This is a genomic window from Pseudomonas sp. ATCC PTA-122608 (genome assembly GCF_001952855.1).
Classification (GTDB): Bacteria; Pseudomonadota; Gammaproteobacteria; order Pseudomonadales; family Pseudomonadaceae; genus Aquipseudomonas.
Genome location: NZ_LPNO01000020.1, coordinates 20425 through 46913, shown reverse-complemented (window position 1 = coordinate 46913; position 26489 = coordinate 20425). Strand labels below are relative to the sequence as shown.

The following is a 26489-nucleotide window of genomic DNA, read 5'->3' as shown; positions in this document are numbered from 1 at the left end:
CGCTCTCGAGCATCGAGAGCGGGGCTTTTTTGTGGCCGTAAGGTTTAGCTCATCATGCCTTTGACCAGGCGTTCCTGTTCAATCAGCTCACGCTGGCGTGCATCGATGCGCGAGGAGAGCGGGAAGTTGCTGCCTGCACGACGCTTGGCGAAATCCAATTGCTGGATGGCCTGCTGGAAATCACCCACCAGCGCGAAATACTCGGCGCGGGCCTGATGCAGGCCAATGATATTGCCCGACAAACCACGGGTTTCTGCGACCTGATACCAGACATCCGGGTCGTCCGAGCGTGATTTAAGCAGACCTTCAAGGGCTTTTTCCGCGTCAGCGGTGCGGTTCTGCTTGAGCAGCAGATCCACCCGCACCTGATTCAGCGGATAGTTGCCAGGATATTGCGTCAACATCCGGTTTGTACGCTGTTGTGCGTCCGGCAGGCGGTTGTTGGTCATGTCCAGCTCGATCTGCGCCAGGTTGTAGGTAATGTCGTTGGGCGCCTTGGCCAGCAGCAGCTTGAGGTTTTCCCGGGCGAGGTTGAACTGGGCACCTTTGATCTGGGCGATGGCGAGGCCATAACGTGCCACATCGTTTTTCGGGTTTTCATCCAGCTGGGCCTGGAAGCGTTTGGCTGCCAGTCCGGGAGTATCTTCGTAATACAGCTGCACGCGAGCGCGGATCAGCTGATAGCGCAGGCTGTCCTCAATACCGCCTTGCTTGGCTTGCTCTGCACGGTTGCGGGTGTCGGCGATCCGCGATTCGGTCACCGGGTGAGTCAGCAGGAATTCTGGCGGCTTGGCGTCGAAACGGTACTGGCGCATCAGGCGTTCAAACATGGTCGGCATGGAGCGCGGGTCGTAGCCAGCTTTCTCCAGGTTGAGAATGCCGATGCGGTCAGCCTCTTGCTCGTTTTGCCGGGAAAAGCGGCGTTGCTCCTGGATCGCGGCGGCCTGGCTGCCGGCAATCGCCGCAATGCCGGCATCACCTGCGCCAGCGGCAGCGGCGATGATGCCGCCGAGCAGTGCAGCCATCATCGGGATCTGCATGCGTTGCTGCGCTTCCACGCCTCGGGCGAAGTGGCGTTGGGACAAGTGAGCCAATTCGTGGGCCAATACCGAGGCATATTCGCCTTCGGTCTGGGCGTTGAGGAACAGGCCGCCGTTGACCCCGACGATGCCGCCCGGTGCAGCAAAGGCGTTCAACTGCGGGCTGTTGATCAGAATGAATTCCAGGCGCCGGTCGTTGACCTGGCTGGTCTCCACCAGTTTGTAAACGCTGGTTTCGACGTAGTCCTTGAGCTGAGGGTCGTTGAGTTGCGAGACCTGGCCGCGCAGGTAGGCCAGCCAGGCCCGGCCCAAATCGTATTCCTGTTTTGGCGAGACAATGGCAGAACTGGCGTCGCCAAGTGACGGCAGGTCGTCGGCGAAGCCTGGAGAGGCCAGCAGGCAAGCCAGCGTCAGCAGGGTAGGGCGCAAAAAAGTCATGCACAAAGCCTTTCGACAAAGACCTTACTGTAGCCGGACACTGAGCTTCGGACCAGATATTCTAAGCGCCCCCGATGCCCACCCGGAGCAAAACCATGACCGACGCTGTAGCCTTCGATGCCGAACTGGATGCCAGTGGCCTTAACTGCCCGCTGCCATTGCTCAAGGCCAAGCTGGAACTCAACCGGCTGGCCAGCGGCGCGGTGCTCAAGGTGATCGCCACGGACGCGGGCTCCCAGCGGGATTTCCGTACGTTTGCCAAGCTGGCTGGCCACAGCTTGCTGCATGAAGAAGACGAAGCAGGCGTCTATCGTTACTGGTTGCGCAAGGCCTGAATCGCTTGAATGTGCTGTCCTTATCGCCTGAGGTTTATTGATGTTCAAAGTGTTACGTGACTGGATTCAGCGCTACTTCTCCGACGAAGAAGCCGTGGTGCTGGCCGTCCTGCTGTTTCTCGCCTTTACCGCCGTGCTCACCCTGGGTGGCATGTTGGCGCCAGTATTGGCGGGGATGGTGCTGGCGTACCTGATGCAAGGCCTGGTCTCCATCCTGGAGCGTTTACGCTTGCCGGGTGGGGCGGCGGTGGGCTTGGTGTTCGCCTTGTTCATGGGGCTGCTGCTGGTGTTTATCGTGATCGTGGTGCCTTTGTTGTGGCATCAGTTGATCACCTTGTTCAACGAACTGCCGGGAATGCTCGCCAAGTGGCAGTCGCTGTTGTTGCTGTTGCCCGAGCGCTATCCGCACTTGGTGTCGGACGAGCAGGTACTCCAGGCGATTGAAGTAGCCCGCGGTGAAATCGGAAAGTTCGGACAATGGGCGCTGACCTTTTCCCTTTCGAGCTTGCCGCTGTTGGTCAACATCATGATCTACCTGGTACTGGTGCCGATCCTGGTGTTCTTCTTCCTCAAAGACCGCGAGATGATCGGTCGTTGGGTGCGTGGCTACCTGCCGCGTGAACGGGCGCTGATTACCCGGGTCGCCGAAGAAATGAACCGGCAGATTGCCAATTACATCCGTGGCAAGGTCATCGAGATCTTTATCTGCGGTGGTGTCACGTACATCGGTTTTGTCGCGCTTGGACTGAACTACGCAGCCCTGCTGGCGCTGCTGGTGGGTGTTTCAGTGGTGGTGCCATACGTCGGCGCGGTGGTGGTGACGGTGCCGGTGATGTTGATCGCGTTGTTCCAGTGGGGCTGGAGTGATCAGTTCATCTACCTGATGGCGGTGTACGGCATCATCCAGGTGCTGGATGGCAACGTGCTGGTGCCGCTGCTGTTCTCCGAGGCGGTGAACCTGCATCCGGTGGCGATCATCTGTGCGGTGTTGTTGTTTGGCGGGTTATGGGGATTCTGGGGGGTGTTCTTTGCGATTCCCCTGGCGACGCTGTTCAAGGCGGTGCTGGATGCCTGGCCCCGGCAGGAACCGGTGGTGGCGCCGTTGTTGTAACTGTAGGAGCGAACTTGCTCGCGAAGAGTTCATAGGCAGCGCGCCCATTCAGGTAGGGCGCGTTATCGTTAACGACCTTCGCGAGCAAGCTCGCTCCTGCAGGTTCGGTGTCAGGCTTTATTCAGCGCCTGCGCCGCTGCCAGCACGGCATCCACATGCCCTGGCACTTTCACACCACGCCATTCCTGACGCAGCACGCCATTCTTGTCGATCAGGAAGGTGCTGCGATCAACACCCAGGTATTCCTTGCCATACAGCTTCTTCAGCTTGATCACATCAAACAGCTGGCAAACCGCTTCGTCCTTGTCGCTGATCAGCTCAAAGGGGAATTCCTGCTTGGCCTTGAAGTTCTCGTGGGACTTCACGCTGTCCCGGGACACACCAAATACCTCGGTATTGGCCGCCTTGAACGCTGCGTGCTGGTCACGAAAGCCCTGGCCTTCGGTGGTGCAGCCCGGGGTGCTGTCTTTCGGGTAGAAGTAGATCACCACTTGCTTGCCCTTGAGCCCTGCAAGGCTGAAGGTCTGCCCGCTGGTGGCCTGGGCTTCGAAGTCGGCTACCGGTTTGTCGATGACTACTGCCATGAAAACTTCCTTACATTGGGTTCTGTGGGCGCCAAGGCTCGATCAGTGCGTCGAGGTTCAGGGCATCGGCGAAATCCAGGAACTGGTCGCGCAGCCAACTGATCTGCACGCCGGCCGGCAAGGTCACGGTAAAGGTGGCGTTGAGCATGGTGCCGCCGGTCTGTGGGGCCTGATAGGTGTCGCAGGTCAGGTTTTCCAGCTCGACGTTATGGTCGATAAAGAACTGGCACAGCTCGTTGACGATGTCCGAGCGGTAGGCCGAACTGACATAGGCGACATAAGGCAGAGCCTGGGGGCGGTTCTCCAGGGCAGCGCTACGGACCACGTTGACGGTGAAATCGTGCTTCTTGGCCAAACCCGGCAAGCCGGTTTCAAGGCGGGCCAGGGCATCCCAGGTCCCGGAAATCTGCAGGACCAGCGCGCTGTACTCGCCATGGCGGGTCAGGCGGGAGGTCACGACGGCGCAGCGGTTTTCATGGCTGGCGCGGCACAGGACGTTAGTCAGCTCCATGGGGTTGGCGCCAAGGGCACTGATGACAAGGAATTGTTCGCGGACTGTGGGGGTGGACATGCAGCCTTCCTAAAGCGATGAGCGGTCGATACGATGAAAGCGGTATCAATCAAAGGATGAAGGGTAGCGAAAACCATCGCCAAGGGCTAGGAGGTGGCGTTTTCATTACGTAATCAGCTTCATCAAACCCCGCTTTGGCCGAATGATGGCGTTGCTGCGAACTAAGTTGATCCAGAACGCATCCTCAGGCGGTACTTCGCTTGTACAAGCATCTTGGCGCCAGTACCATTACCGCTCTCTTTTTCCGGCAGGAGCGGTTGCATGATTGCGGGCAGTATGGTGGCACTGGTCACACCCATGGATGCACAAGGTAATCTCGACTGGGACAGCCTGGGCAAACTGGTGGACTTCCACCTGCAAGAGGGCACCAACGCCATCGTGGCGGTCGGCACCACGGGTGAATCGGCCACACTTGATGTGGAAGAACACATCGAAGTGATCGAGTTCGTGGTCAAGCGCGTTGCAGGGCGTATTGCTGTCATCGCCGGCACGGGCGCCAATTCGACCCGCGAAGCGATCGAATTGACCAAGAACGCCAAGAAAGCCGGCGCCGATGCCTGCCTGCTGGTGACCCCGTACTACAACAAGCCGACCCAGGAAGGCCTGTACCTGCACTTCCGCGCTATTGCCGAAGCGGTCGACATCCCGCAGATCCTCTACAACGTGCCTGGCCGTACCGCCTGCGACATGAAGGCCGAGACCGTGATCCGCCTGTCCACCGTACCGAACATCATCGGTATCAAGGAAGCCACCGGTGACCTGCAACGCGCCAAGGACATCCTGGCCGGCGTCAGCAGCGACTTCCTGGTGTATTCCGGTGACGACGCCACTGCCGTCGAACTGATCCTGCTGGGCGGCAAAGGCAATATCTCGGTGACTGCCAACGTCGCACCGCGCGCCATGAGCGAGCTGTGCGCCGCGGCCATTGCCGGTGATGCGGTCAAGGCCCGGGCGATCCACGAACAATTGGCACCGCTCAACAAAAACCTGTTTATCGAATCCAACCCTATCCCCGTGAAATGGGCGCTGCATGAGATGGGCTTGATGCCGGACGGTATCCGTCTGCCGCTCACCTGGCTCAGCGAAGCCTGTCACGAACCGCTGCGACAGGCCCTGCGCCAGTCCGGCGTCCTGGTTTAATTGAGGAAGCACTACGCATGAAGCGATTGGCCGGACTTTCCGCACTTGCCTTGATTATCTCCAGCACCAGTGGCTGCGGTTGGATCTGGGGCCCGGAAGGCTACTTCCGCGACCGCGGTAGCGATTACCTGGAAGCCCAACAAACCGCCCCGATGAAATTGCCGTCGGACGTCAATGTCGCCAAGCGCCTTGACCCGTTGCTGCCGATTCCGCGCAACGTGGCCGACGACACCTTCAAGGGTGAGTACGAAGTGCCGCGTCCACAGCCGCTGTCGGCCGTGGCCGATGCCAGCGACTACAGCCTGCAGAAGAGCGGCGATACCCGTTGGGTCATGGCCCAGCGTCCGCCTGCCGAAGTCTGGCCGGTGGCCGTGCAGTTCTTCCAGGACAACGGTTTCCGCATCGATGAGCAACGCCCGCAGACCGGTGAATTCACCACCGCGTGGCAGCACACCAGCGAACTGTCGGCGTCCATGGCCAAGCGCCTGCAAGCCGGCGGCGTAGCCAATGACAGCGAAGCCCGCATCCGCGTGCGCATCGAGCCAGGCGTGCAGCGCAACACCAGTGAAGTCTATGTGGTAAGCGCCGAGCGTCCTGCCGGCAGCACCGCCAACGTCGACTTCACCCCACGTTCGGTCAACACCGGCGTGGACGCTGCCCTGGTCGACGAAATGCTCGCCAGCATGAGCCGTATCTCCGAGAAGGGCGGTTCCGTCTCCCTGCTCGCCGCCGGTAGCTTTGACACACCTAGCCGCGTCAGCCTCAGCGAAGACGGCAGCGGTAACGTCGTGCTCAACCTGGGTGAAGACCTGGATCGCGCCTGGTCGAGTGTCGGTCGCGCGCTGGAACACGGCGAATGGCGCGTTGAAGACATCAACCGCAGCCTGGGCCTGTACTACATCAACTTGGCTGAAAAAGCCGAGAAGAAAGACGAAGAGCCAGGTTTCTTCAGCAAGCTGTTCGGCAGCAAGCCGACCAAGGAAGAAGTCGAGACTCGCGCCGAGCGTTACCAGGTTCGTTTGAGCAAGGTAGGCGAAAGCGTGCAAGTCACCGTCGAGAAAAACATCAACACCGTGGCGCCGGCAGAAGTGGCGCGCAAAGTGTTGGGCGTGATTCAGGACAACCTGGGCTGATCCGATGCGTTTTGCCGTTCTCGGCAGCGGTAGCCAAGGGAACGGCACGCTTGTAGCCCACGACGACACGTACGTCCTGGTGGATTGTGGTTTCTCCCTGCGGGAAACCGAGCGGCGCCTGCTGCGCCTGGGGGTTCACCCTGCGCAGCTAAGCGCGATTCTGGTGACCCACGAACATGCCGACCACGTGCATGGCGTGGGTTTGCTGTCTCGGCGCTACAATCTTCCGGTGTACCTGAGTCGCGGTACCTTGCGCGGGATGCGCAAACCGATTGAACCCGCAGGTTTGGTGGCTGGTGGCGAGCAATTGCAGATCGGCGCCTTGAGCATCGCTGTGATTGAAGTGGCCCACGATGCCCAGGAGCCGACGCAATACGTATTCAGTGACGGTGAACGGCGCTTCGGCCTGCTCACCGACCTGGGTTCCTACTGCGCCAAGGTGCTGGACGGTTATCGCGACCTCGATGCATTGATGATCGAGTCGAACCACTGCCGTGACCTGCTTGCGCGGGGTCACTACCCGGCCTTTCTCAAGCGGCGGGTTGGCGGGCAGTTTGGACATTTGAACAACCACCAGGCGGCGTACCTGGTGTATGAGTTGGGCTGGCAAGACCTGCAACACCTGGTCCTGGCCCACCTGAGCAGCAAGAACAACCTGCCGCAGCTGGCCCGGCAATGTTTTGTCGACACTCTTGGGTGCGACCCGGACTGGCTGCAACTGGCCGATCAAGATTCAGGGCTCGACTGGCGGCACATCGCCTAGCCCACCTACTTAGCAAGCGGAGCCCATCATGGAAAAACGTGAAGAACTCTACCGCGGCAAAGCCAAATCGGTTTACAAGACCGACGACGCCAACCGCTTGATCCTGCTGTTTCGCAACGACACCTCGGCGTTCGACGGCAAGCGCATCGAACAGCTCGACCGCAAAGGCATGGTGAACAACAAGTTCAACGCCTTCATCATGCAGAAGCTCGAAGCGGCCGGCATTCCGACCCAATTCGACAAACTGCTGGGCGACAACGAATGCCTGGTGAAAAAGCTCGACATGATCCCGGTCGAGTGCGTCGTGCGTAACTACGCGGCCGGCAGCCTGGTGAAGCGTTTGGGCGTGGAAGAGGGGCTCAAGCTCAACCCTTACACCTTCGAACTGTTCCTCAAGGACGACGCCAAGGGCGACCCGTTCATCAACGAATCCCACGTAGTGGCATTCGGTTGGGGCACCGCTGAGCAACTGGCGCGCATGAAAGAACTGTCGCTGAAGGTCAACGACGTCCTGAGCAAACTGTTCGACGACGCCGGCCTGTTGCTGGTGGACTTCAAACTGGAATTCGGTGTGTTCCACGACGGCTCCATCGTCCTGGGCGACGAATTCAGCCCGGACGGCTGCCGCCTGTGGGACAAAGACACCCGCAAGAAGATGGACAAAGACCGCTTCCGCCAGGGCCTCGGTGACGTCATCGAAGCCTACGAAGAAGTCGCCAACCGTCTCGGCGTACCGCTGTAATCGACGCAAGCATCTGATAGCACGGAAAAAAATCGCTTTGGCGCTTTGCTTCCAGGAAACAGGCTGTTATGATGCGCGCCGTTGGAGAGATGCCAGAGTGGCCGAATGGGACGGATTCGAAATCCGTTGTACCTTCACCGGTACCTAGGGTTCGAATCCCTATCTCTCCGCCATTATTGAAAAATGAAAAACCCCCGATAACTTCAGTGTTGTCGGGGGTTTTTTGCTTTCAGTCAGAAACTGCATAATGAATTCTGCTACGGTCTTCGTTAATTGGCGCTTCGGACATCAGTCATGAATTTTAAAAAAGTACTGGCGCGTTTGCAGGCTGAAGTTCCCGAGCTATTGGCTGTGTATGTGTTCGGTAGCCAAGTGTCTGGTGAGGCTGGTAGTGAGAGTGATCTGGATGTTGCGGTACTTTCTGCGGGAACGGTCGAGCCTTTGTTGCTATGGCAGCTCTCCGGGGAGTTGGCCGATATCGTTGGAGTTCCAGTCGACTTGCTTGATTTGCGCGCAGCCTCAACAGTAATGCAATACCAAGTATTGACCACTGGGCGTCGGCTCTGGTCCGGGAATGTCCAGGCGGGTCTATTCGAGAGCTACGTCATGAGCGAAAAAACCGCGCTGGACACGGCAAGGGCTGAGTTGTTGGCGGATATCCAGAAGGAAGGGAAAGTTTATGGTCGATGATGTTCTCATCAATAAAGCAGCCAGCATTGAACGGTGCGTTGCTCGCGCCCGTCAGGAATACGATAAAGATCCCACCAGCTTCGCCACAGATTTCACACGCCAGGATGCGGCGATTTTGAATATTCAGCGTGCCTGTGAGGCAGCGCTGGACATGGGCCAACACTTGATTCGTCGTGAGCGCCTGGGGGTTCCACAAGGGGCTCGTGACGTGTTTGAGTTGTTGTGTCAGGGCGGTTGGGTCAATCCTGCGTTGCTGACCAACCTGAAGAACATGGTCGGGTTCCGTAACATTGCTGTTCACGAGTACCAGACGCTTCAGTTGCCGATTACCGTAGCGATCATCACAAAACACCTGGGTGAATTTCTAGCATTTAGTTCGCATATTTTGACCAAGGATGCTGGGTTGGAAAATAAACAGGTCTAATCTGTAAATTTTCCCCTCCCTCTGAATAAGTTTTCCTGCTGCGGTGTTCACCACACAGACCACCCAGGAAACGCCCATGAACAGCCCCGCCGACCGCTACGACCGCCTGACCCGCACCTTCCACTGGCTAACCGCCGCGTTGGTGATCTTCATGTTCGCCAGCGCCCACATCTGGGAAAACCTGGAAAAAGGCACGCCACTGCGCAAAGGCCTGCAATCCGTCCATATCTCCCTCGGCATCGCCATGGCAGTGCTGATCGCGGCACGTATCCTCTGGCGGCTGTTCGGTGGTAATCACCCAAAGGCCGACAACCACCCTGCGCTTAACCTGGCCGCCAAGATCGCCCACGGCTGTCTATACCTGTTACTACTGACGCAAGTGACCCTGGGCTTCCTGTTCCGCTGGGCCCAGGGCGAGCCGTTCAACTTTTTCGGACTGTTCCCCATCCCCGCGCCATTCGTGATTGATCACGAATGGCGTGGCACCCTGGGTGGGCTGCACAACAATGTCGCGTGGGCGATCATCGTGCTTGCGGGGCTGCATGCGTGCGCCGCGCTGTGGCATCACTACATCCAGCGCGACGGTACGCTGCGCCGCATGCTGCCCGGCCCTTGGGGCGATCTTCAACACTGAGTTTGCTGCTGTACTTTCCCTATCGTTACGGAGCATGAGCGCCATGAACAATCGCCACGAACACGCTGTTGGTTACCGTACCGCTTTGTTCTTCGGTGCCTGTATGGCCGCCGCACTGCTGGCCGGTCAGGCTCATGCTTCCGGTGACGAATCGGCGCCACCCAAGCCCAACTGCCCCAAAGGCCAGGTCTGGGATACCAAGACCGGCAAGTGCGTGCTGCAAACCAGCAAAGCCACGTCGGACGCCGACCGCACTGATTACGCCTATCGTCTGGCCAAGGACGGGCGTTACGAAGAAGCCCTGTCACTGCTCGACACCCTGCAAAACCCGAACACTGCCAAGGCCCTGAACTACCGCGGCTACGCCACCCGCAAGCTGGGCCGCACCGACGAAGGCATCAGCTACTACCTGAAATCCGTGGCCCTGGACCCCAACTACGCACAAGTCCGTGAGTACTTGGGTGAGGCCTACGTCATCAAGGGCCGCGTGGACCTGGCCCAGGAGCAACTGGTGAAAATCAAGGCCTTGTGCAGTACCACCTGCGAAGAATACGAAGACCTGGCCGAAGCTATCGCCGCCGCGCCTCAGGCTTAAATCCGTGAGCGAACAGTCGGGAGATTGCCATCAGCAAAGACGCTGAGTTGCGTCGTGAGTTGAGCCAGTTGTTGCCACGGTTATGGCGATACGGGTTGGTGCTGTCGCGACAAAAGCATGTGGCGGATGACCTGGTGCAAGCCACTTGTGTGCGGGCACTCGAGCGTGCAGGCCAGTTCATGGCCGGCACGCGACTGGACCGCTGGTTGCTGACGATCATGCATTCGATCTGGCTTAACGAATTGCGCTCGCAGCGGGTACGGCAAGGCCAGGGGTTTGTCGACGCTGAGCAAGAGTTGTCGTTCGACGGTGAAACACTGGCTCAGGATCAAGTGCTGGCCGCGCAGGTGATCAAGCGCGTCAATGCGTTGCCTGAAGCCCAGCGAGAGACGGTGTTTCTGGCATACGTCGAAGGGCTTTCATACAAGGAAATTGCCGAAGTCCTGCATATCCCGGTGGGAACGGTGATGAGCCGGCTGGCCGCTGCGCGCTTGAAACTGGCTGAAACGGCGCACTCAAGCGGCGTGTTGGATAAATCGAGCGGAGAACGACGATGACTCAAAACACCCCACCGTCGGATGAACTGCTGGTGGCTTATCTGGACGGTGAGTTAGACCCTGAGCAGCGTCAGGTTATCGATAACCTGCTGGGGATCGATCCAGCCATGACTGCCCGCGTAGAGCAGCTCAAGCGCGGGCACCTGTCGTTCAAATCAGCTTTCGATTCGGTACTCGATCAAGCCCCCACTGAACGTTTGCAGGCGATGCTCGATAGCCTGCCGCCGGCGCAAACATCGACCCTGAGTCGACGCAGGTTTATCGCGGTAGCGGCAAGCTTTGCGGTGGCCGGTGTGGTCGCCGATCGGTTGTTCATGACCTTGCCCCGGCCTGAACCGGGTTCGGGCTGGCGTGCCTCGGTCGCCGAATACATGGCGCTGTATACGCCCCAGACCTTGGAAAACCTCAGCGCTGATCCCGACTCGCTTATCGCCCAACTGAGTTCGGTAGGGCGCCAGCTCGGTCTGCCGCTGAGCCCAGAGGCGATAAGCCTGCCGGGCGCCGAGTTCAGGCGCGCACAAATCCTCGATTACGATGGCGTATTAATTGGCCAATTAACGTACCTCGACGCACGTCACGGCCCGCTGGCGCTCTGTATTACGTCTGCGAAAAAAGGCCTGATGCCCATGGCCACCGAACAGCGTCGTGGAATGAACGTGGTTTTTTGGTCCAATCCAACCCATGCCTTCATGTTGATTGGCAGAAATCCATTTGAAGATTTGCAGATCATGGCGCGCAGTGCCGAGAAGGCCCTGGCCGTGTAGTCATTGGCATGGAATAACCCTTCGACTGTTCACCAATGGCACTCATTCGGCAGCCAATCGCGCCGACAGGCTTTCAATAAACACCGTCTCCGCCCGGCTCATCTTCTGCTCGCGGTTCCACAGCAGGTGGATATCCACGTCGGTAATCCCTTCGTCCGGCGGCAAGCGCCAGAGCAATCCATTCTTCACATCTTCGGCCACCACATGAATCGGCAGGCAGCCCAGGCCAAACCCGGCAATCACCAACCGCCGCACTTCCTCCAGGCTGGAGGAGGACGCCACGATGCGCCCGCTGAAGCCCTGCTGGTCACGAAAGATGGTCAACGGCGAGAGCATCCCGCCGATCTGGTCACTGGTGAAACTCACGAAGTTCTCCGACTGCAAATCGCCCTCCGCCAAACCGGTACGCCCGAATAACGGGTGATGTCGGCCGCAAAAAAATGCGTATCGCTGACGCAGGAACAGATGCTGCTCCAACCTTGGTTGCGGCCGGCGATTGAGGCTGAGCCCCAACGTTGCAGTTTTTTCCAGCAGGGCAGCGACGATGTCCGAGCTGCGCATCACCTCAACGTCCAGTTCGACCCTGGGATGCTGACGATGGAAGTCGGCGAGAAAGTCATCAAAGGTGTCTGAATTGATCCGGCTGATCATCAGCAACCGCACCTTGCCGATCACCTCGTCACCGGGCTTTTGCAGGGCGTTGCTCATCTGCGAGACCTGGCCGTACATCTCGCCGGCGATCGCGAATATCTGCTCGCCGGCTTCGGTCAGCACAAAACGTGGGCCGCGTCGGGCAATAAGCTGGCAGTCGAGTTGCTCTTCCAGGCGCTTGAGCGCCTGGCTGATGGCCGGTTGGGTCAGGTGCAGGCGCGCGGCGGCGCGGCTGATGCTCAGTTCCTGGCCGATTACCCGGAAGGTGCGCAACAGGTTCCAGTCCAGGCGGTCGTTGAGCAGCGGGTGAACATCGCGGCGGCTTTCAGACATGGCGACAGCTCGATAATAAGCAGGATTTATAATTGGAATAATAAATAGAAAATTGACTAATCATAGCGTCGAGACGAAAAATCACCCTCAACCAGCGCCATCAGAGCGCGAGCGCCAGACCTTTCTCCTGCCAAAAAAATAACCAAAGGAGCCAACCCCATGAAGCCTTCCGCTTCGCCGCAGCCTCGCCGTGCCGCGGCCGCCGCCTTCATCGGCACCATGATCGAGTGGTATGACTTTTACATTTACGCCACCGCCGCGGCGCTGGTGTTCGGTCAGCTGTTTTTCCCTTCCGACGACAAACTGTTCAGCACCATGGCCGCGTTCGGCACCTTTGCCGTGGGCTTCTTTGCCCGGCCGTTGGGCGGCATTGTGTTTGGGCATATTGGTGACCGTATCGGTCGCAAGAAATCCCTGGTGATCACGCTGGTGATGATGGGCGTGGTGACGGTGTGCATCGGGCTGCTGCCGACCTACGCACAGATCGGCGTAGCGGCGCCGGTGCTGTTGGTACTGCTGCGTGTCGTGCAAGGCATCGCCGTTGGCGGCGAGTGGGGCGGGGCGGTGCTGATGGCCGGCGAACATGCGCCCAAAGGCCGTCGCAACTTTTTTGCTTCCTTTGCGCAGTTGGGCAGCCCGGCGGGTTTGATCCTGTCGTTGCTGGCCTTCAGCGCGGTAACCCGTTTGCCGGAAGCCGATCTGCTCAGTTGGGGCTGGCGCGTGCCGTTCCTGGCCAGTGCCTTGTTGTTGATCGTCGGCCTGGCGATCCGCTTGGGCGTCAATGAATCGCCCGAGTTCCTCGAAGACAAGGCCAAGGCGGAAAAAGCCCGGGCCATCACCCAGGATCAGGCACCGGTGATCGAAGTGCTGAGGACTTCATGGCGCCCGCTGTTGCTGTGCATTGGTGCCAATACCTTGGGGATTGCCGGGGTGTATTTCACCAACACCTTCATGATTGCCTACACCACCCAGCAACTTAACCTGCCGCGCTCGTTGATTCTGGAATGCCTGTTTGTCGTGGCCATCATCCAGTTCTGCGTCCAGCCGCTTGCGGCCTGGGTGGCGGAGAAGGTCGGTGCCACACGCTTTTTGTGTGCGATGACCGTGCTCGCGATGGCCTCGCCGTATCCGATGTTCGTGCTCGTCAGCAGCGGCCAGGCGCCGTTGATCATCCTCGGCATCGCGCTGGCCGTAGTGTGCATGGCTTCGTTTTATGCGGTGATCGCCGGCTTCGTCAGCGGCCTGTTCGAAACCCGCGTGCGCTACACCGCCATCTCCCTGGCCTATCAAGTGTGCGGCGCGCTGGCTGGCGGCCTCACGCCGTTGATCGGCACCTGGCTGGCCCATGAATACCAGGGCCAGTGGTGGCCGATGGCAGTGTTCTACAGCGCGATCGCGGCGGTTTCGCTGGTGTGCGTACTTGCGTTGTCCCGTCGTCACGCCACCGCCCACCGCCTTGAAATGGCTTGAAGCGTTTGATTGGAGAGTGTTTATGTTGAAGATTAATGGCGAGCGCCTGTGGGCCAGCCTGATGGCCATGGCCGAGATCGGCGCGACGGCCCGCGGTGGCAGTTGCCGCCTGGCGTTGAGCGCCGAAGACCAGGCTGGCCGCGCGCTGTTCAGCCGCTGGTGTGAAGACGCCGGGCTGACCTTGAGCGTGGACGCTATCGGGAACCTGTTCGCTCGCCGAGCGGGCAGCGATAACGAGGCTGCACCAGTAATGATGGGCAGCCACCTCGACACCCAGCCGGAAGGCGGGCGCTTTGATGGCGTCTATGGTGTGTTGGCTGGATTGGAGGTGATCCGCAGCCTCGACGACCACGGGATCAAAACGCGCAAGCCGCTGGAAATCGCCGTGTGGACCAACGAGGAGGGTGCCCGTTTTACTCCGGCCATGCTCGGCTCGGCGGTGTTCACCGGCACCTTGGCGTTGGACAAGGCGCTGGCCACCCAGGATGTCGACGGTGTCAGCGTGGCGGATGCGTTGCGCAGCACTGGCTACAACGGCGAGCGCCCATTGGGTGGCGCGGTGGATGCGTATTTTGAAGCGCACATCGAACAAGGCCCTATTCTGGAAGACAACGCCAAGAGCATCGGCGTGGTCACCGGTGGCCAGGCGATTCGCTGGCTCGATGTACGCGTGGAAGGCATGGCCGCCCATGCCGGGACTACGCCAATGCCGCTGCGCAAGGACGCCTTGTATGGCGCCGCGCAGATGATTCAATCGCTGGAAAACCTGGCGGCTGATTTTGCGCCTGAAGGCCTGACGACGGTGGGCGAATTGAACATCGCCAAGTCGTCGCGCAATACCATCCCCGGCCTGCTGAATTTCACCGTCGACCTGCGCCATCACCGCGACGCCGACATCGAAGCCATGGAGCAACAAGTGCGCGTCCGTTTGCAGGATATCGCCGCGCAACGTGGCCTGAGCGTCACCGTCAGCCCGCACTGGATCAGTCCCGCCACGCCGTTTGATGCCGAGTGTGTGGCGTGTGTGCAGTCGGCGGTAGATACGTTGGGGTATGCGCAGCAATCCATCGTCAGCGGCGCGGGCCACGATGCTATCCACCTGGCGCGGTTCTGCCCGACGGCGATGGTCTTTATTCCGTGCGTCGGCGGCTTGAGTCATAACGAAGCGGAAGACGTGTTGCCCGAGGATGTTCGCCAGGGCACCGATGTATTGCTCAATGCCGTGTTGAAACGTGCTGGCCAGGTTCAGTAAGGAGAAATCCCATGCGTACTTTTTTTCATCCCGAACAACTTTTGCACCATCCTCGCAGCTACTACTCTCGTGGCCAGATGCGCACGCCGCAGGAGGTCCCGGAGCGCGCCCGCAACCTGCTGCTGGCCGCCCAGACCCTGGGCTTCGAGATCCAGCAACCGCACGACCACGGCCTTGATCCACTGTTGGCTGTACATGGCGCCGCCTACCTGACCTTCCTCCAGGAAGCCCACCAACGCTGGAAAGAAATCCCCGAAGACTGGGGCGACGAAGTCATGTCCAACATCTTCGTGCGCGAGCCCAACGCCCTGCGCGGCATCCTGGCCCAGGCGGCGCGCTATCTCGCCGATGGCAGTTGCCCGATTGGTGAACTTACCTGGCGTTCGGCGTATTGGTCAGCCCAAAGCGCGGTCGCCGCAGCCAAAGACATCCTCGACGGCGCGCCCGCCGCTTATGCACTGTGCCGCCCGCCAGGCCACCACGCCCGCTTCGATGCTGCCGGTGGGTTTTGCTACATCAACAATGCGGCGGTGGCGGCGCAGGCCTTGCGCGATGGCTTCGAGCGCGTCGCCGTACTCGATACCGACATGCACCACGGGCAAGGCATCCAGGAGATTTTCTACGACCGCGATGACGTGCTGTACGTGTCGATTCATGGCGATCCAACCAACTTCTATCCCGGCGTTGCAGGTTTTGCGCAAGAGCGTGGCCATGCTTCGGGCGAAGGCTTCAACCTCAACCTGCCGATGGCGCATGGTGCCAGTGAGGCGGTGTTCTTTGAAAAGCTGGAGCTGGCGTTAAAGGCGGTGAAGGACTTCTCGGCGGACGTGCTGGTGTTGTCGCTGGGGTTCGATATCTACGAGCTGGACCCACAGAGCAAAGTGGCGGTGACGCGGGAAGGGTTTGCGCGGTTGGGTGAGTGTATTCGTGGGTTGGGGCTGCCGTGTGTGATCGTGCAAGAAGGCGGCTATCACCTGCAAACGCTGGACAGTAATGCGCAGGCGTTTTTTGAAAGTGCTCAGGCGTGGTCGATCTAACCTGCTGAATAAAGAAACTCGGACTGCCTTGGAAATACATTCAAGGCGTGTCCGTTCCGTAGGGCTTTCAGGTAGGTAATTTATATCCGTTAACTTCTGGTCAATACCTCTCAAGTCCTGCCCAGGCTGGCCGAAACTCTGTCATACGATGTCGTATGCCCATAATGAGAACAATCGCCATGTCGCTTCGCAGCCTGTCCATTGCCCGCCGTGCGGGTCTCGGTTTTGCCTTGATTGCTTTGCTCGTGGCGCTGCTGGGGTTCTTTGCCCTCTCGAACATGGCGAGCATTCGCGAAAGCGCGGTGCAGGTGGAACGTGGCCTGGTGCCGAAAATGCGCCTGGTGTCGGACATTCGCGAAATCATGCTGCGTATCCGCACCATTTCCCTGCGCATGGCCCTTGATTCCAATGCTGCGAGCCTCCCGCAATACCGCAGTCAGATGGACACCCGCAGCCAGGACCTGACGAAAAAACTCGCCGACCTGAATGCCGTCATCGACACACCCGAAGTGCGCACTCTCTACGATCAGTTCCAGGTGTCCCTGCGTCAGTACCAGCAAGGCCTGACTCAGTCGTTCATCCTCGCCGACAAGCAGCAGCTCGCCGAGCTGAACAAGTTGCTGCTGGTGGACATGAAAACCGTGGTCGACGGCTCCGGCAATCAGCTCAATGCCCTGGCCGACTACTACAACGCCCAGATAAATATGCAGGGCCAGATGGCAGAGCTGCAGTACAGCCGCTCGCGCACAATGGTCTTCGGTTTTGTTCTGCTGGCCGCGTTGAGCACCGTGGCGCTGGCCTGGTTGCTGACCCGCAGTATCGTTGGCCCTTTGAGCCACGCGGTGCGCGCTGCAGAAAACGTCGCCCAGGGCGATTTGACCCAGACCGTTGAAGTGACCGGTGACGACGAAGTCACGCGCCTGCTCGTGGCACTGCAAAGCATGCAAGGCAGCCTGCGCAGCACCTTGCAGTTGATTCGCCAGTCGGCCGGGCAGATGGCAGCATCGGCCACTGACCTCAACGGTATCACCGACGAGAGCAGCCGCAGCCTGCAAAAGCAGACCGCTGAAATCGAGCAAGCCGCCACCGCCGTCAATGAGATGACTTCGGCCGCCGATGAGGTGGCACGTAATGCCGTTTCCACCTCCGAATCGACCCGACTCTCCAATGAAACGGCCCGCGACGGCCAGCAGCGCGTCGGTGAAACGGTCAGCGCGATTCAGGCGCTGAGTACCAACATCGGCGAAACCTCGAGCCTGGTGCAAAACCTCGCCGATCAGTCGCGGGACATCGGCAAGGTGCTGGACGTGATTCGCTCCATCGCCGAGCAGACCAATTTGCTGGCGCTGAACGCCGCCATCGAAGCGGCGCGTGCTGGTGAGTCCGGGCGTGGTTTTGCCGTGGTGGCGGATGAAGTGCGTGCACTGGCCCATCGCACCCAGCAATCGACCCTGGAGATAGACCAGATGGTCACTGCGATGCGCAGTGGTTCCAGCCAGGCGCTGACATCGATGCAATCGAGCACCCAGCGGGCCAGCGAAACGCTAATCCTGGCCGAAGGAGCCGGTGGCGCACTGAGCCAGATCACCGACTCGATCGACCAGATTCATCAGCGTAACCTGGTCATCGCCAGCGCCGCCGAGGAGCAGGCCCAGGTGGCGAAGGAAGTGGACCGCAACATCGTCAATATTCGTGACCTGTCCGCGCAGTCGTCCTCGGGTGCGGGGCAGATCAACGGATCGAGCCACGAGCTGGCGCGGTTGGCTGTGTCGCTTAATGAGGCTGTGGCGCGGTTTCAGCTGTAGCGCGGTTCTCCAGTGCCAGGGACGGCACCAGTTCCAGGATACGGTTACGGCCACCTTCGGCCACCAGGTACGTTCCCTTCGTCGTACGCACAATCGACTGTGGCGCCTTCAGGAAAGACAGGATCGTCTGCTGGCGCCCGTGCTTGTCGATCAACAACAAACGCGCACGGTGGGTTGAATCCTCGTTGATCCATAACCCGCGTTCATCGCACATCAGGAAGGTGGGTTTGTTCAACTGGCTCAGTACCACCGGGTCGCTACCGTCGATGGTCAGCTCTCGCACCACGCCCTTTTTCTTTTCTGTGTAGAGCATGCGCCCATCCGTGCAGCGAACAATCGACTCGCCTTCGCTGAGTTGGTCACGCACGACGCTCAGTGTTTTATCGCTCCAGTGATAGCGCAATATCCGGGCACCTACCTTGCGGTCTTCGATGGCATAGAGATACTCGCCGTCGTCCCATAGCCCTTGCACGCTTTCTCCCTTGAACAGCTCGGTGACGACGCCGTCCTTGAGGAAACTGACCGGCGCGCCATCCACTTCCTGGCTGAACACCCAGCCGCCCTGAGTGGCGACCATGCCATCGGGCTTGGAGAGATTTCCTACCACCAGTTCGCGTTTTCCGTCCGGCAAGATGCGCACGATACTGCCAAGCCCATCGCTCAATTCCTGGCTCACCATCAGTGAACCGTCGGGCATCGGCATCAGTGATGCGGCCTTTGCTACGTCTCGGTGGACGACATGAACACTCCAGTCTTCGGCTGCACTGACCGGGTAGAAGCTTTGCCAGGCGAAGAAGCCCAGAGCTGCAAAACAGAGTGACCCCACGAGCCACAATCCCGGTCGAAACATGCGGTAGAGTGGTGCGGGGCAGAAAGTCCTTTTTATTGTTTTATCCATTGATTGAGTTACCGGTAGCTATTCGTGAATAGAACGATTGGAGCCGAAGTTAACCGTTGTCCTCGTCCTGCAAGAGGGCTGCGTAATCTTGCCCTCCGTAGAACACCCCTACAATCGATACCGTTTCAGTGTCGGCATCTACTGTAAAAGCGATGATGGTGGTGTGCCGATAGTGAGTGGTACGTAGAGTGGGTAACAAGTCTTCACGGCTGATGCCGCGCAGAGGAAACAGAGACAGGTTTTCGCAGTAAGTGATGATGGCATCTACATAGCGCGCAGCGACGACGGGTGAGCCGGCCTGGGTGATGTAGTCTTCAAGTTCTTCGAGTTGCGTTACTGCCTTGGGTGAAAAAGCTACCGTGTAGGTCACGACTTACGGTTGCCTTTCTGTTGGCGTTTGGCTGCCATGTGTTCGCGGACCTGGGCGGCAGACAGCGCGCTGTCTGGATCGGCCTTGAGGGCGACGGCTGCTGGAATCACTTGATCCCGAAGCCAGTTTTCCATTGCGCGGTCACGTGCCAGCAAGATTCGCAGCCCGTCGCGTATGACTTCACTTTCACTGGCATATTCGCCAGTGCTCACTTTGGCTTTGACGAGTGCAGCCATCTCAATCGGCAAGGTGATGCTCATTTGCTGGGTTGAGCGCATGGTAGCGTCCGCTTTTGCTGGGTAGGATTTAATCCTACTCAACGCTGGGCGTGTTGCAAGCGGTAACTGACCAGTGTGAGTCGCTAGAGTCTCCTGAACTGACCAGCGTGCTGTCTGTTTCGTGCAGATACTGATGGGGTAATCCATCGTCAAAGACTTTTCCATAGTGGGCCTAAAAGTGAGAGCTGGATTTGAGGCTGTCAGTATTGACGCTTTTCAGGAATCTCGTTTCTCACCCACGCAAATTCCCTGCTGATATGTATGACCGCATATTTTCCGTAGGGTTATTGGCTGATCCCGAGTATGTGGGCCGCGCCAATAGCATCCCGCCAGCCCCCATACGATAATGCTCGCCACATCTGCTCAACCAACGGCTGCCCTCGTGATCATCAACTTCGACCTCAACGACCTCCAAGCCTTCCGTGCCGTCGTAGACAAGGGCAGTTTCCGTGCTGCAGCCGAAGCCATCCGTATCTCCCAGCCGGCCCTCAGCCGGCGCATCGAAAAGCTCGAGTCCGCCCTCGACGTCAAACTCTTCGAACGCACCACGCGCCGTGTCAGCCTGACCATGGTTGGTCGCGCGTTCCTGCCGCAAGTCGAGCGCATGCTCGATGACCTGGACATCGCCCTGATGGGCATCAGTAACGTGGCTTCAACCCGTATGGGCAATGTCACCATCGCCTGTGTGCCTTCTACGGCGTACTACTTCATGCCCCACGTGATCTCCGAATTCCACAAGCTCTATCCGAAAATTCGTCTGCGGGTATTGGACGCGAGTGCGGGCGAGGTGTGTGCGGCGGTGGAAAGTGGCGAGGCGGATTTCGGCGTGAGTTTCAGCGGTAGCCTGGCGGACGGGGTGGAGTTCGAGTTGTTGTTGCAGGAACGATATGTGCTGGCCTGTCGCAGGGATCATCCACTGGCGGACCGTGCCAGTGTGACGTGGGCCGAGGCGTACGAGCACGACTACATCACCGTGGACAAGACCTCAGGCAATCGCTTTTTGCTGGACCAGGCCCTGCGCGGGGTGCGGGTGAAGAAGCAAAGCATCTGCGAAACCCATCACGTGACCACGATGATCGGGCTGGTGGAGGCGGGGCTTGGGGTGGCGATGGTGCCGTCGATTGCGATGCCGGGGGGCAAGCATCCGATTCTGACGAGCGTGCCGCTGGTGGAGCCGGAGGTGGTGCGCAACGTGGGGCTGATCAAGCGCCGCGGGCGTACGTTGACGCCTGCGGCACTGGAGTTGGAGCGATTGACCCGGCAGATGCCGTTCCGGTCAGTGTGATACCGAGTCCAGGCCGGTGGCTTGTACCACCGGTTGCGCCTGGGGTGAGGCGAGGAATTGCAGGAGCTTTTTCGCCTGCGCCGGGTGTTCGGCATTCACTGGAATGCCTGCGGCAAAACGGGTGACGGACTGCACGTCTTCAGGGATTTTTCCGACGTAGGTCACGCCCGGGATCGGCAGCAGTTCGGACACCTGTTGCAAGCCCACTTCGTAATCACCCTTGGCCACCTGTGAGGCCACCGGGATGCGTTCGATCATGGTGCCCTTGGACGGCATGCCGAGTTTCTTGAACAGTTCCTTTTCGACGTAGACGCCGCTGGCGCTGTCCGAGTACGCGACGGATTTGGCGTTGGTCAGTACCGTCTTCAGTTCGGCGTCGGTGGCAATCGAAGGCTTGGTCGCGCCTTCCTTGACCACCATGCCGATGCGCGAATCCGCCAGTTCAACGCGGGAGGCCTTGTCGACCTTGCCTTGCTTGATCAGCTCATCCAACGCGTAGCCGACCATGATCACCACGTCGGCATGTTCGCCACGGGCCAGGCGGTTGGGAATCGCTTCCGGCGCCTTGCCCATCGACGGGCCGAGGATGGTGTCGAGGGTATCGCCGCTCTGGGTGCCGTATTGCGCACCCAGCACCTTGTAGGCAGCGGTGAAGCCGCCGGAGGTCATGACTTTCAGCTCTTCAGCGTGGACCACCATTGCCAGGGAACCGATCGCCAGTGCCACCAGTGTTTTCAATAGGGTTTTCATCGACGTGACCCCTCAGGCAACTTGCAGACGGGCACTGGCACGGCGATACAGCGCAAACGTCGCGCACAGTGCGCACAGCGCGGCAAACATCAACCAGTAGGCCGGCGACGCCTTGTCGCCCGTCTCGTGGATAAACCAGGTTGAGATCGCCGGGGTAAAACCACCGAAGATCGCGGTCGCCAGGCTGTAGGCCAGGGAGAAGCCCGCCACGCGCACTTCCACCGGCATGATTTCGGTCAGCGCCGGGATCATCGCGCCGTTGTACATGCCGTAGAGGAAGGAGAACCACAGCAGGGTTTCCAGCATGTGCGCGAAGCTTGGCGCATTGACCACGTAGGAAAGTGCCGGGTAGGCGGTCAGCACAGTCAGAGTGGTCATGGCGATCAGCACCGGCTTGCGGCCAAAACGGTCACTCAGGGTGCCGCCGATGGGCAGCCAGATGAAGTTCGACACGGCCACCAGCAAGGTCACCAGCAGGGCGTCGGAGGTGGTCAGGTTAAGCACGGTTTTGCCGAAGGTCGGCGCGTATACGGTGATCAGGTAGAACGCGGTGGTGGTCATCGCCACCATCATCATGCCGCCGATGACGAGGGTCCAGTTCTTCACCAGGGTGGCCAGCACTTCGCGCATGGTGGGGCGGTGCTTGCGGTTGGCGAACTCTTCGGTTTCCTGCAGGTTGCGACGCAGGACGAAGATGAACGGGATGATCACGCAGCCGATGGCGAACGGAATACGCCAGCCCCAATCGGCAACCACCGCCGGTTCCATCCATTGGTTCAGGCCATAACCCAGGGCGGCCGCGACCACGATGGAGATCTGCTGGCTACCCGATTGCCAACTGGTGTAGAAACCCTTGCGGCCCGGTGTGGCCATTTCGGCCAGGTACACCGATACACCGCCCAGTTCTGCGCCGGCCGAGAAGCCTTGCAACAGGCGGCCCATCAGCACCAGCAGCGGTGCCCACAAGCCAATGGTGTGATAGCCCGGTACCAGCACGATTAGCAGCGTGCCACTGGCCATGATCGCGAGGGTCACGATCAAGCCTTTACGGCGGCCCACATCATCGATGTAAGCACCGAGGATAATTGCGCCCAGCGGACGCATCAAAAAGCCTGCGCCGAACACGGCGAAGGTCATCATTAATGACGCAAATTCATTAGCAGCGGGGAAGAAGGCGGCAGCGATATAGGTGGCATAGAAACCGAACAGAAAGAAGTCGAACTGTTCGAGAAAGTTGCCGGAGGTGACGCGAAAGACCGCGCCGACTTTGGAGCGGGCAGAGTCAGGCCGTGAAGGATTTTGCATTTTTTTGTGTCTCCAGCGTTCTTTTTTAAAGTGCTTGTTTCGCTTAAGACCGCGGATAGTGGCTGACACATTTAGAAATGATAAGTGAGTAATTTACATGCATTGATGCGTCTTGGTTATCAATGACCGGAGTCACACAAAACCGTTCCCTCATCTATGCTTGCCCAGTGTGTCCAATTCTTACGGACGGGAGGTGGGTATGAGCAACGAACACAAGCAACGTGATGAGTTGGAGCAGGAGCGCGCCAGGAAGCTTCGCGAGGAAGAAAAACCGCAGACCTGGAAGCATCCGGACGATGGCACCGAGCTGTCCGAGCGTGACCAGGAGCGCCCGCTCAAGCCTTAAGTCCTTGTTTCCTGTAGGAGCGAGCTTGCTCGCGAAAAACCTGAGGGCGACGCGGGGCACCTGGTTTCCCGCGTTATCGTTAACGGCCTTCGCGAGCAAGCTCGTTCCTAGAGTGTTTCTTCAGTTCTGAATCGGCGTACACAACTCCACCAGCGTGCCATCCGGGCAACGCACATACGACACCACCTGCCCCCAAGGCTTGGTGCTCGGCGCAGCAAGCTCTGTCGCACCCGCCGCCAGCGCTCTGGCATGGGCCTTTGACACATCCTCGGTAACAAACCCCAGCTCCATCCCCAGCGGCTGCTGTGAGGCATGCGCCTCCACATGCCCGCCCTTGAAGTTCATCTCGCCCAACTCATGCGCCGCGAAGGAGAGCGTGGTGCTACCCGTCTCCAACTCGCCATACGTTCCCGACTCATGCAGGAAACGACGACTCAAACCGAAGGCTTTTTCGAAGAACTGCAGGGAGGCAGCGACGTCCGGGACGTAGACGATGGTGTAGGCGAATTTCATGGTTCAGCGGTCCTTGCTTGAGAGAGGAGGGCATTAGAGTCAGGGTCGTTCATACCGTCAACGGGAAACTATTTGACATATTTGATTTGTGATCACATATTGGAGCCATAAGAACGACAACACAGGTTTTGACTCATGACAGATGGCCCGCTTCTCCTTCCCACCTTGCGCCAGGTGTCCCGCGATACCTTGCAAGACCAGGTCTATCGCCAGATCCGTGAAGCCTTGATGAGTGGTCGTTTTCAGCCCGGCCAGAAACTCACCATCCGCGGCCTCGCCGAAGCCCTCGGCTCCAGCCCCATGCCGGTGCGCGAAGCCCTCCAGCGCCTTAGCGCCGAAAACGCCTTTGAAGTCACCGAAACCTCCCGTCTACGGGTCCGCATGATGACGGTCGAACGCCTGCGCGAGATTCGCGATGCGCGGGTCGCCCTGGAAGGTTTGCTGGCAGAAAAAGCCGTACTGCTCCTGGAAAAAGCCGACCTCGACGAAATCTCCGACCTCTGCCAACAGATGCAACAAGCCGCCGACGAAGTCGACGTTTCCCGCTACCTGTGGACCAACTTCGCCTTTCACCGTCGGATCTATGCCGTCGCCCAGGCCGAATTGACCATGGCCGCCGTGGAAAACTTCTGGCTGCACATGGGCCCGTGTTTTGCCCTGGTCGCTCCCGATAAAGCTCACTTGCAGCGCTCGATGGAGGCGCACACGCGCATCGTCGAAGCCCTGGCCGCCCGCGATGGCGCCGGTGCCCGCGCTGCCGTGACCGATGACATCATGCAGGCCGCCGATTCCCTGGCGCGCCTGCTCGTCAAGAACGACCGTTCGCGGTCGTCTGTTTCAGGAGGTAAACGTGCATGAGTGTCCTACAGCGGCTGCAGCCCTATCCTGGGTTACGTGTGTTGATTTCCGGCGGGGCTGCCGGCATCGGTGAAGTGTTGGCGGCGGCCTATTTGGAGGCAGGTGCCAAGGTGCATGTGTGTGATGTCAGCGAACCCGCCCTGGCGGCGTTTCGCGACAAGTACTCGGGCACTGTCGCCACCCGTGCCGACGTGAGTGATGCCGCGCAGATCGAGGCGGTGTTCCAGGTGCAGCGCGAACAATTTGGCGGGCTGGATGTGTTGGTCAATAACGCCGGGATTGCCGGGCCCACTGGCGGCATCGACGCCATCAGCGATGCCGAGTGGCAAGCCACGATTAACATCAACCTGACGGCGCAATACCGCTTTGCCCACCACGCGGTGCCGATGCTCAAGGAGTCGTCCCACGGCCATCTGCTGCATATCGCCTCGGTTGCGGGCCGTCTTGGCTACGCCTGGCGCACGCCGTATGCCGCGACCAAATGGGCCATCGTCGGCCTGATGAAATCCCTGGCCTCAGAGCTGGGCGAAAGCGACATCCGCGTCAATGCCTTGCTGCCCGGCATCGTCGAAGGCCCGCGCATGGACGGCGTGATTCGCGCCCGTGCCGAGCAGGTCGGCGTACCGGAAGCCGAGATGCGCCAGGAATACCTCAACAAGATCTCTCTCAAGCGCATGGTCACCGCCGAAGACGTCGCGGCCATGGCTTTGTTTCTCTGCTCGCCCGCCGCCCGCAATGTCACCGGCCAAGCGATCAGTGTCGACGGTAACGTCGAGTACCTGTAGGCCGCGTCAGCGTTTAGCCAAGGAAGAACACACAAGCCACACCCGGGATTTTTTTTCATAAGAATAAAAGTCGGAGAATCGTCATGTCCAAAAATCGTCCTGTGATCATCACCTGCGCCGTCACCGGTGCCATCCATACGCCGTCGATGTCGCCGCATTTGCCGATCACCGCGCAGGAAATTGCCTACGCCGCCATCGGTGCCGCCGAAGCGGGCGCCGCTATTGTTCACCTGCATGCCCGTGATCCCATCGATGGCCGTCCCAGTCAGGACCCCGCGCTGTTCGCCGAATTCCTGCCGCAGATCAAAGCCGCCAGCGACGTGGTGATCAACATCACCACCGGCGGCGCACCGACCATGGGTGTTGAAGAACGCCTGCAACCGGTGATGCAGTTCAAGCCCGAACTGGCCTCGCTGAACATGGGCTCGATGAACTTCGGCCTGTATGAAATGCTCAACCGCTTCACCGAGTTCAAGCACGACTGGGAGCGTCCGTACCTGGAAGAAAGTGACGACCGGATCTTTCGCAACACCTTCCGCGACATTACCCACATCCTCAATTCCTGCGCCGAGAACCGCACACGTTTTGAAATCGAGTGCTACGACATTGGCCACCTGTACACCGCCGCCCATTTCCTGGAGCGCGGCCTGCTCAAGCCACCGCTGTTTATCCAGTCGGTATTCGGTTTGCGTGGCGGTATCGGCGGCCACCCGGAAGACCTGGCCCATATGCGCCGCACCGCCGACCGGCTGTTTGGCGACGACTACGTGTGGTCGATCCTCGGCGCCGGCCGTGGGCAAATTCCGCTGGCCACCATGGGCCTGTCCATGGGCAGCAATGCCCGGGTCGGCCTGGAAGATTCGCTGTGGGATGGCCCGGGCAAACTGGCCGCGTCCAACGCCGATCAGGTACGGCGCATTCGCACGGTGATCGAAGCCCTCGGCCACCGGGTCGCCACGCCCGATGAAGCGCGAGAAATCCTCGGGCTCAAGGGGCGCGATCAGGTCAATTTTTAAGGCACAAACCGGTCGC

31 protein-coding genes, 1 tRNA gene and 1 pseudogene are annotated in these 26489 nt (G+C 59.5%); 23 read left to right on the top strand and 10 right to left on the bottom strand.

All coding sequences use genetic code 11. The features are described from left to right. Positions 1-44 precede the first annotated feature (44 nt). On the bottom strand, positions 45-1478 hold the full coding sequence (locus AU074_RS18440; RefSeq protein WP_076015934.1) for a M48 family metalloprotease: 1434 nt from the start codon (positions 1476-1478) through the stop codon (positions 45-47). Positions 1479-1573: 95 nt separating this feature from the next. On the opposite strand from AU074_RS18440, the gene AU074_RS18435 reads away from it, so the two are divergent. Together AU074_RS18435 and AU074_RS18430 are read left to right on the top strand one after the other, a co-directional pair. Then, positions 1574-1813: a sulfurtransferase TusA family protein gene (locus AU074_RS18435; protein WP_076015933.1), complete on the top strand. Its 240-nt coding sequence runs from the start codon at positions 1574-1576 to the stop codon at positions 1811-1813. A gap of 40 nt (positions 1814-1853) precedes the next feature. Next, the gene (locus AU074_RS18430) at positions 1854-2924 is read left to right on the top strand and encodes an AI-2E family transporter (RefSeq protein WP_003211986.1); all 1071 of its coding nucleotides are present in this window, start codon (positions 1854-1856) and stop codon (positions 2922-2924) included. A 110-nt stretch (positions 2925-3034) separates the two neighbouring features. On the opposite strand, the gene AU074_RS18425 is transcribed toward AU074_RS18430, so the two are convergent. Continuing rightward, positions 3035-3508, bottom strand: coding sequence for a peroxiredoxin (locus tag AU074_RS18425; protein WP_076015932.1), 474 nt, complete (start codon positions 3506-3508; stop codon positions 3035-3037). Positions 3509-3518: 10 nt separating this feature from the next. Continuing rightward, a complete protein-coding gene (locus AU074_RS18420) occupies positions 3519-4079 on the bottom strand; it encodes a glycine cleavage system protein R (RefSeq protein ID WP_076015931.1) in 561 nt (186 codons plus the stop codon). Between the two features lie 261 nt (positions 4080-4340). Here AU074_RS18420 and dapA point away from each other — a divergent pair, with 261 nt between their 5' ends. From dapA to AU074_RS18365, 11 genes are all read left to right on the top strand, one after another. Further along, complete coding sequence (gene dapA, locus AU074_RS18415) at positions 4341-5219, top strand: 4-hydroxy-tetrahydrodipicolinate synthase (protein ID WP_076015930.1); 879 nt, start codon at positions 4341-4343, stop codon at positions 5217-5219. A gap of 17 nt (positions 5220-5236) precedes the next feature. Next, entirely contained in the window at positions 5237-6352 is a 1116-nt protein-coding gene (gene bamC, locus AU074_RS18410) for an outer membrane protein assembly factor BamC (RefSeq protein ID WP_076015929.1), read from the top strand. Between the two features lie 4 nt (positions 6353-6356). Continuing rightward, positions 6357-7115 carry an MBL fold metallo-hydrolase gene (locus AU074_RS18405; protein WP_076015928.1) on the top strand — a complete coding sequence of 253 codons (759 nt, stop codon included), beginning with the start codon at positions 6357-6359 and terminating at the stop codon, positions 7113-7115. Positions 7116-7143: 28 nt separating this feature from the next. Next, positions 7144-7857 (top strand): phosphoribosylaminoimidazolesuccinocarboxamide synthase, encoded by a 714-nt coding sequence (gene purC, locus AU074_RS18400; RefSeq protein ID WP_003211975.1) that lies wholly within the window; start codon positions 7144-7146, stop codon positions 7855-7857. An 83-nt stretch (positions 7858-7940) separates the two neighbouring features. Next, a tRNA-Ser gene (locus AU074_RS18395) sits at positions 7941-8030 on the top strand. Positions 8031-8151: 121 nt separating this feature from the next. Continuing rightward, positions 8152-8547: a nucleotidyltransferase domain-containing protein gene (locus tag AU074_RS18390; RefSeq protein WP_076015927.1), complete on the top strand. Its 396-nt coding sequence runs from the start codon at positions 8152-8154 to the stop codon at positions 8545-8547. Then, positions 8537-8971 (top strand): DUF86 domain-containing protein, encoded by a 435-nt coding sequence (locus tag AU074_RS18385; RefSeq protein WP_076015926.1) that lies wholly within the window; start codon positions 8537-8539, stop codon positions 8969-8971. Before AU074_RS18390 ends, AU074_RS18385 begins: the two co-directional genes overlap by 11 nt. 76 nt (positions 8972-9047) lie before the next feature. After that, the gene (locus tag AU074_RS18380) at positions 9048-9605 is read left to right on the top strand and encodes a cytochrome b (protein WP_076015925.1); all 558 of its coding nucleotides are present in this window, start codon (positions 9048-9050) and stop codon (positions 9603-9605) included. 43 nt (positions 9606-9648) lie between these two features. Beyond that, positions 9649-10200 carry a tetratricopeptide repeat protein gene (locus tag AU074_RS18375; protein WP_076015924.1) on the top strand — a complete coding sequence of 184 codons (552 nt, stop codon included), beginning with the start codon at positions 9649-9651 and terminating at the stop codon, positions 10198-10200. A 59-nt stretch (positions 10201-10259) separates the two neighbouring features. Further along, a complete protein-coding gene (locus AU074_RS18370) occupies positions 10260-10757 on the top strand; it encodes an RNA polymerase sigma factor (protein ID WP_076016007.1) in 498 nt (165 codons plus the stop codon). Beyond that, positions 10754-11521 carry an anti-sigma factor gene (locus AU074_RS18365; RefSeq protein ID WP_076015923.1) on the top strand — a complete coding sequence of 256 codons (768 nt, stop codon included), beginning with the start codon at positions 10754-10756 and terminating at the stop codon, positions 11519-11521. Before AU074_RS18370 ends, AU074_RS18365 begins: the two co-directional genes overlap by 4 nt. A 42-nt stretch (positions 11522-11563) precedes the next feature. On the opposite strand, the gene AU074_RS18360 is transcribed toward AU074_RS18365, so the two are convergent. After that, on the bottom strand, positions 11564-12505 hold the full coding sequence (locus AU074_RS18360) for a LysR family transcriptional regulator (RefSeq protein WP_076015922.1): 942 nt from the start codon (positions 12503-12505) through the stop codon (positions 11564-11566). A 159-nt stretch (positions 12506-12664) separates the two neighbouring features. Here AU074_RS18360 and AU074_RS18355 point away from each other — a divergent pair, with 159 nt between their 5' ends. The 5 genes and pseudogenes from AU074_RS18355 (at position 12665) to AU074_RS34900 (ending at position 18069) form a co-directional block, all read left to right on the top strand. Next, on the top strand, positions 12665-13975 hold the full coding sequence (locus tag AU074_RS18355; RefSeq protein WP_076015921.1) for an MFS transporter: 1311 nt from the start codon (positions 12665-12667) through the stop codon (positions 13973-13975). A gap of 22 nt (positions 13976-13997) precedes the next feature. Beyond that, entirely contained in the window at positions 13998-15227 is a 1230-nt protein-coding gene (locus AU074_RS18350; protein ID WP_076015920.1) for a Zn-dependent hydrolase, read from the top strand. An 11-nt stretch (positions 15228-15238) separates the two neighbouring features. Next, positions 15239-16264 (top strand): histone deacetylase family protein, encoded by a 1026-nt coding sequence (locus tag AU074_RS18345; RefSeq protein ID WP_076015919.1) that lies wholly within the window; start codon positions 15239-15241, stop codon positions 16262-16264. Between the two features lie 155 nt (positions 16265-16419). Continuing rightward, a pseudogene (locus AU074_RS34905) lies at positions 16420-17211 on the top strand (MCP four helix bundle domain-containing protein); the annotation flags it as partial. After that, positions 17206-18069: a methyl-accepting chemotaxis protein gene (locus tag AU074_RS34900; protein ID WP_371916634.1), complete on the top strand. Its 864-nt coding sequence runs from the start codon at positions 17206-17208 to the stop codon at positions 18067-18069. The pseudogene AU074_RS34905 and the gene AU074_RS34900, both read left to right, overlap by 6 nt. Here the strand turns inward: AU074_RS34900 and AU074_RS18335 are convergent. The 3 genes from AU074_RS18335 to AU074_RS18325 form a co-directional block, all read right to left on the bottom strand. Then, positions 18038-18919, bottom strand: a complete 882-nt coding sequence (locus AU074_RS18335) for a hypothetical protein (RefSeq protein ID WP_076015917.1) — start codon at positions 18917-18919, stop codon at positions 18038-18040. The genes AU074_RS34900 and AU074_RS18335 overlap by 32 nt on opposite strands. A 97-nt stretch (positions 18920-19016) precedes the next feature. After that, positions 19017-19337 carry a type II toxin-antitoxin system RelE/ParE family toxin gene (locus AU074_RS18330; protein ID WP_076015916.1) on the bottom strand — a complete coding sequence of 107 codons (321 nt, stop codon included), beginning with the start codon at positions 19335-19337 and terminating at the stop codon, positions 19017-19019. Next, positions 19334-19615 (bottom strand): type II toxin-antitoxin system ParD family antitoxin, encoded by a 282-nt coding sequence (locus AU074_RS18325; RefSeq protein WP_083676694.1) that lies wholly within the window; start codon positions 19613-19615, stop codon positions 19334-19336. Before AU074_RS18325 ends, AU074_RS18330 begins: the two co-directional genes overlap by 4 nt. A 382-nt stretch (positions 19616-19997) precedes the next feature. Here AU074_RS18325 and AU074_RS18320 point away from each other — a divergent pair, with 382 nt between their 5' ends. Next, positions 19998-20900, top strand: a complete 903-nt coding sequence (locus tag AU074_RS18320) for a LysR family transcriptional regulator (RefSeq protein ID WP_076015915.1) — start codon at positions 19998-20000, stop codon at positions 20898-20900. Here AU074_RS18320 and AU074_RS18315 read toward each other — a convergent pair. Together AU074_RS18315 and AU074_RS18310 are read right to left on the bottom strand one after the other, a co-directional pair. Further along, entirely contained in the window at positions 20892-21650 is a 759-nt protein-coding gene (locus AU074_RS18315) for a substrate-binding domain-containing protein (protein ID WP_076015914.1), read from the bottom strand. The two genes, AU074_RS18320 and AU074_RS18315, sit on opposite strands and share 9 nt — an antisense overlap. A 12-nt stretch (positions 21651-21662) precedes the next feature. After that, positions 21663-22955 (bottom strand): MFS transporter, encoded by a 1293-nt coding sequence (locus tag AU074_RS18310; RefSeq protein WP_076015913.1) that lies wholly within the window; start codon positions 22953-22955, stop codon positions 21663-21665. A 199-nt stretch (positions 22956-23154) separates the two neighbouring features. Between AU074_RS18310 and AU074_RS34195 the strand changes: the two genes are divergently transcribed. Then, positions 23155-23301, top strand: a complete 147-nt coding sequence (locus tag AU074_RS34195; RefSeq protein ID WP_008437901.1) for a hypothetical protein — start codon at positions 23155-23157, stop codon at positions 23299-23301. Positions 23302-23421: 120 nt separating this feature from the next. On the opposite strand, the gene AU074_RS18305 is transcribed toward AU074_RS34195, so the two are convergent. Next, positions 23422-23814, bottom strand: coding sequence for a VOC family protein (locus AU074_RS18305; protein WP_076015912.1), 393 nt, complete (start codon positions 23812-23814; stop codon positions 23422-23424). Between the two features lie 135 nt (positions 23815-23949). Between AU074_RS18305 and AU074_RS18300 the strand changes: the two genes are divergently transcribed. From AU074_RS18300 to AU074_RS18290, 3 genes are all read left to right on the top strand, one after another. Then, a complete protein-coding gene (locus AU074_RS18300) occupies positions 23950-24672 on the top strand; it encodes a GntR family transcriptional regulator (protein WP_003211913.1) in 723 nt (240 codons plus the stop codon). Beyond that, entirely contained in the window at positions 24669-25457 is a 789-nt protein-coding gene (locus tag AU074_RS18295) for an SDR family oxidoreductase (protein WP_076015911.1), read from the top strand. The genes AU074_RS18300 and AU074_RS18295 overlap by 4 nt, the downstream gene beginning before the upstream one ends. Before the next feature lie 83 nt (positions 25458-25540). Next, complete coding sequence (locus AU074_RS18290) at positions 25541-26473, top strand: 3-keto-5-aminohexanoate cleavage protein (RefSeq protein ID WP_076015910.1); 933 nt, start codon at positions 25541-25543, stop codon at positions 26471-26473. The last annotated feature ends 16 nt before the right edge of the window (positions 26474-26489 follow it).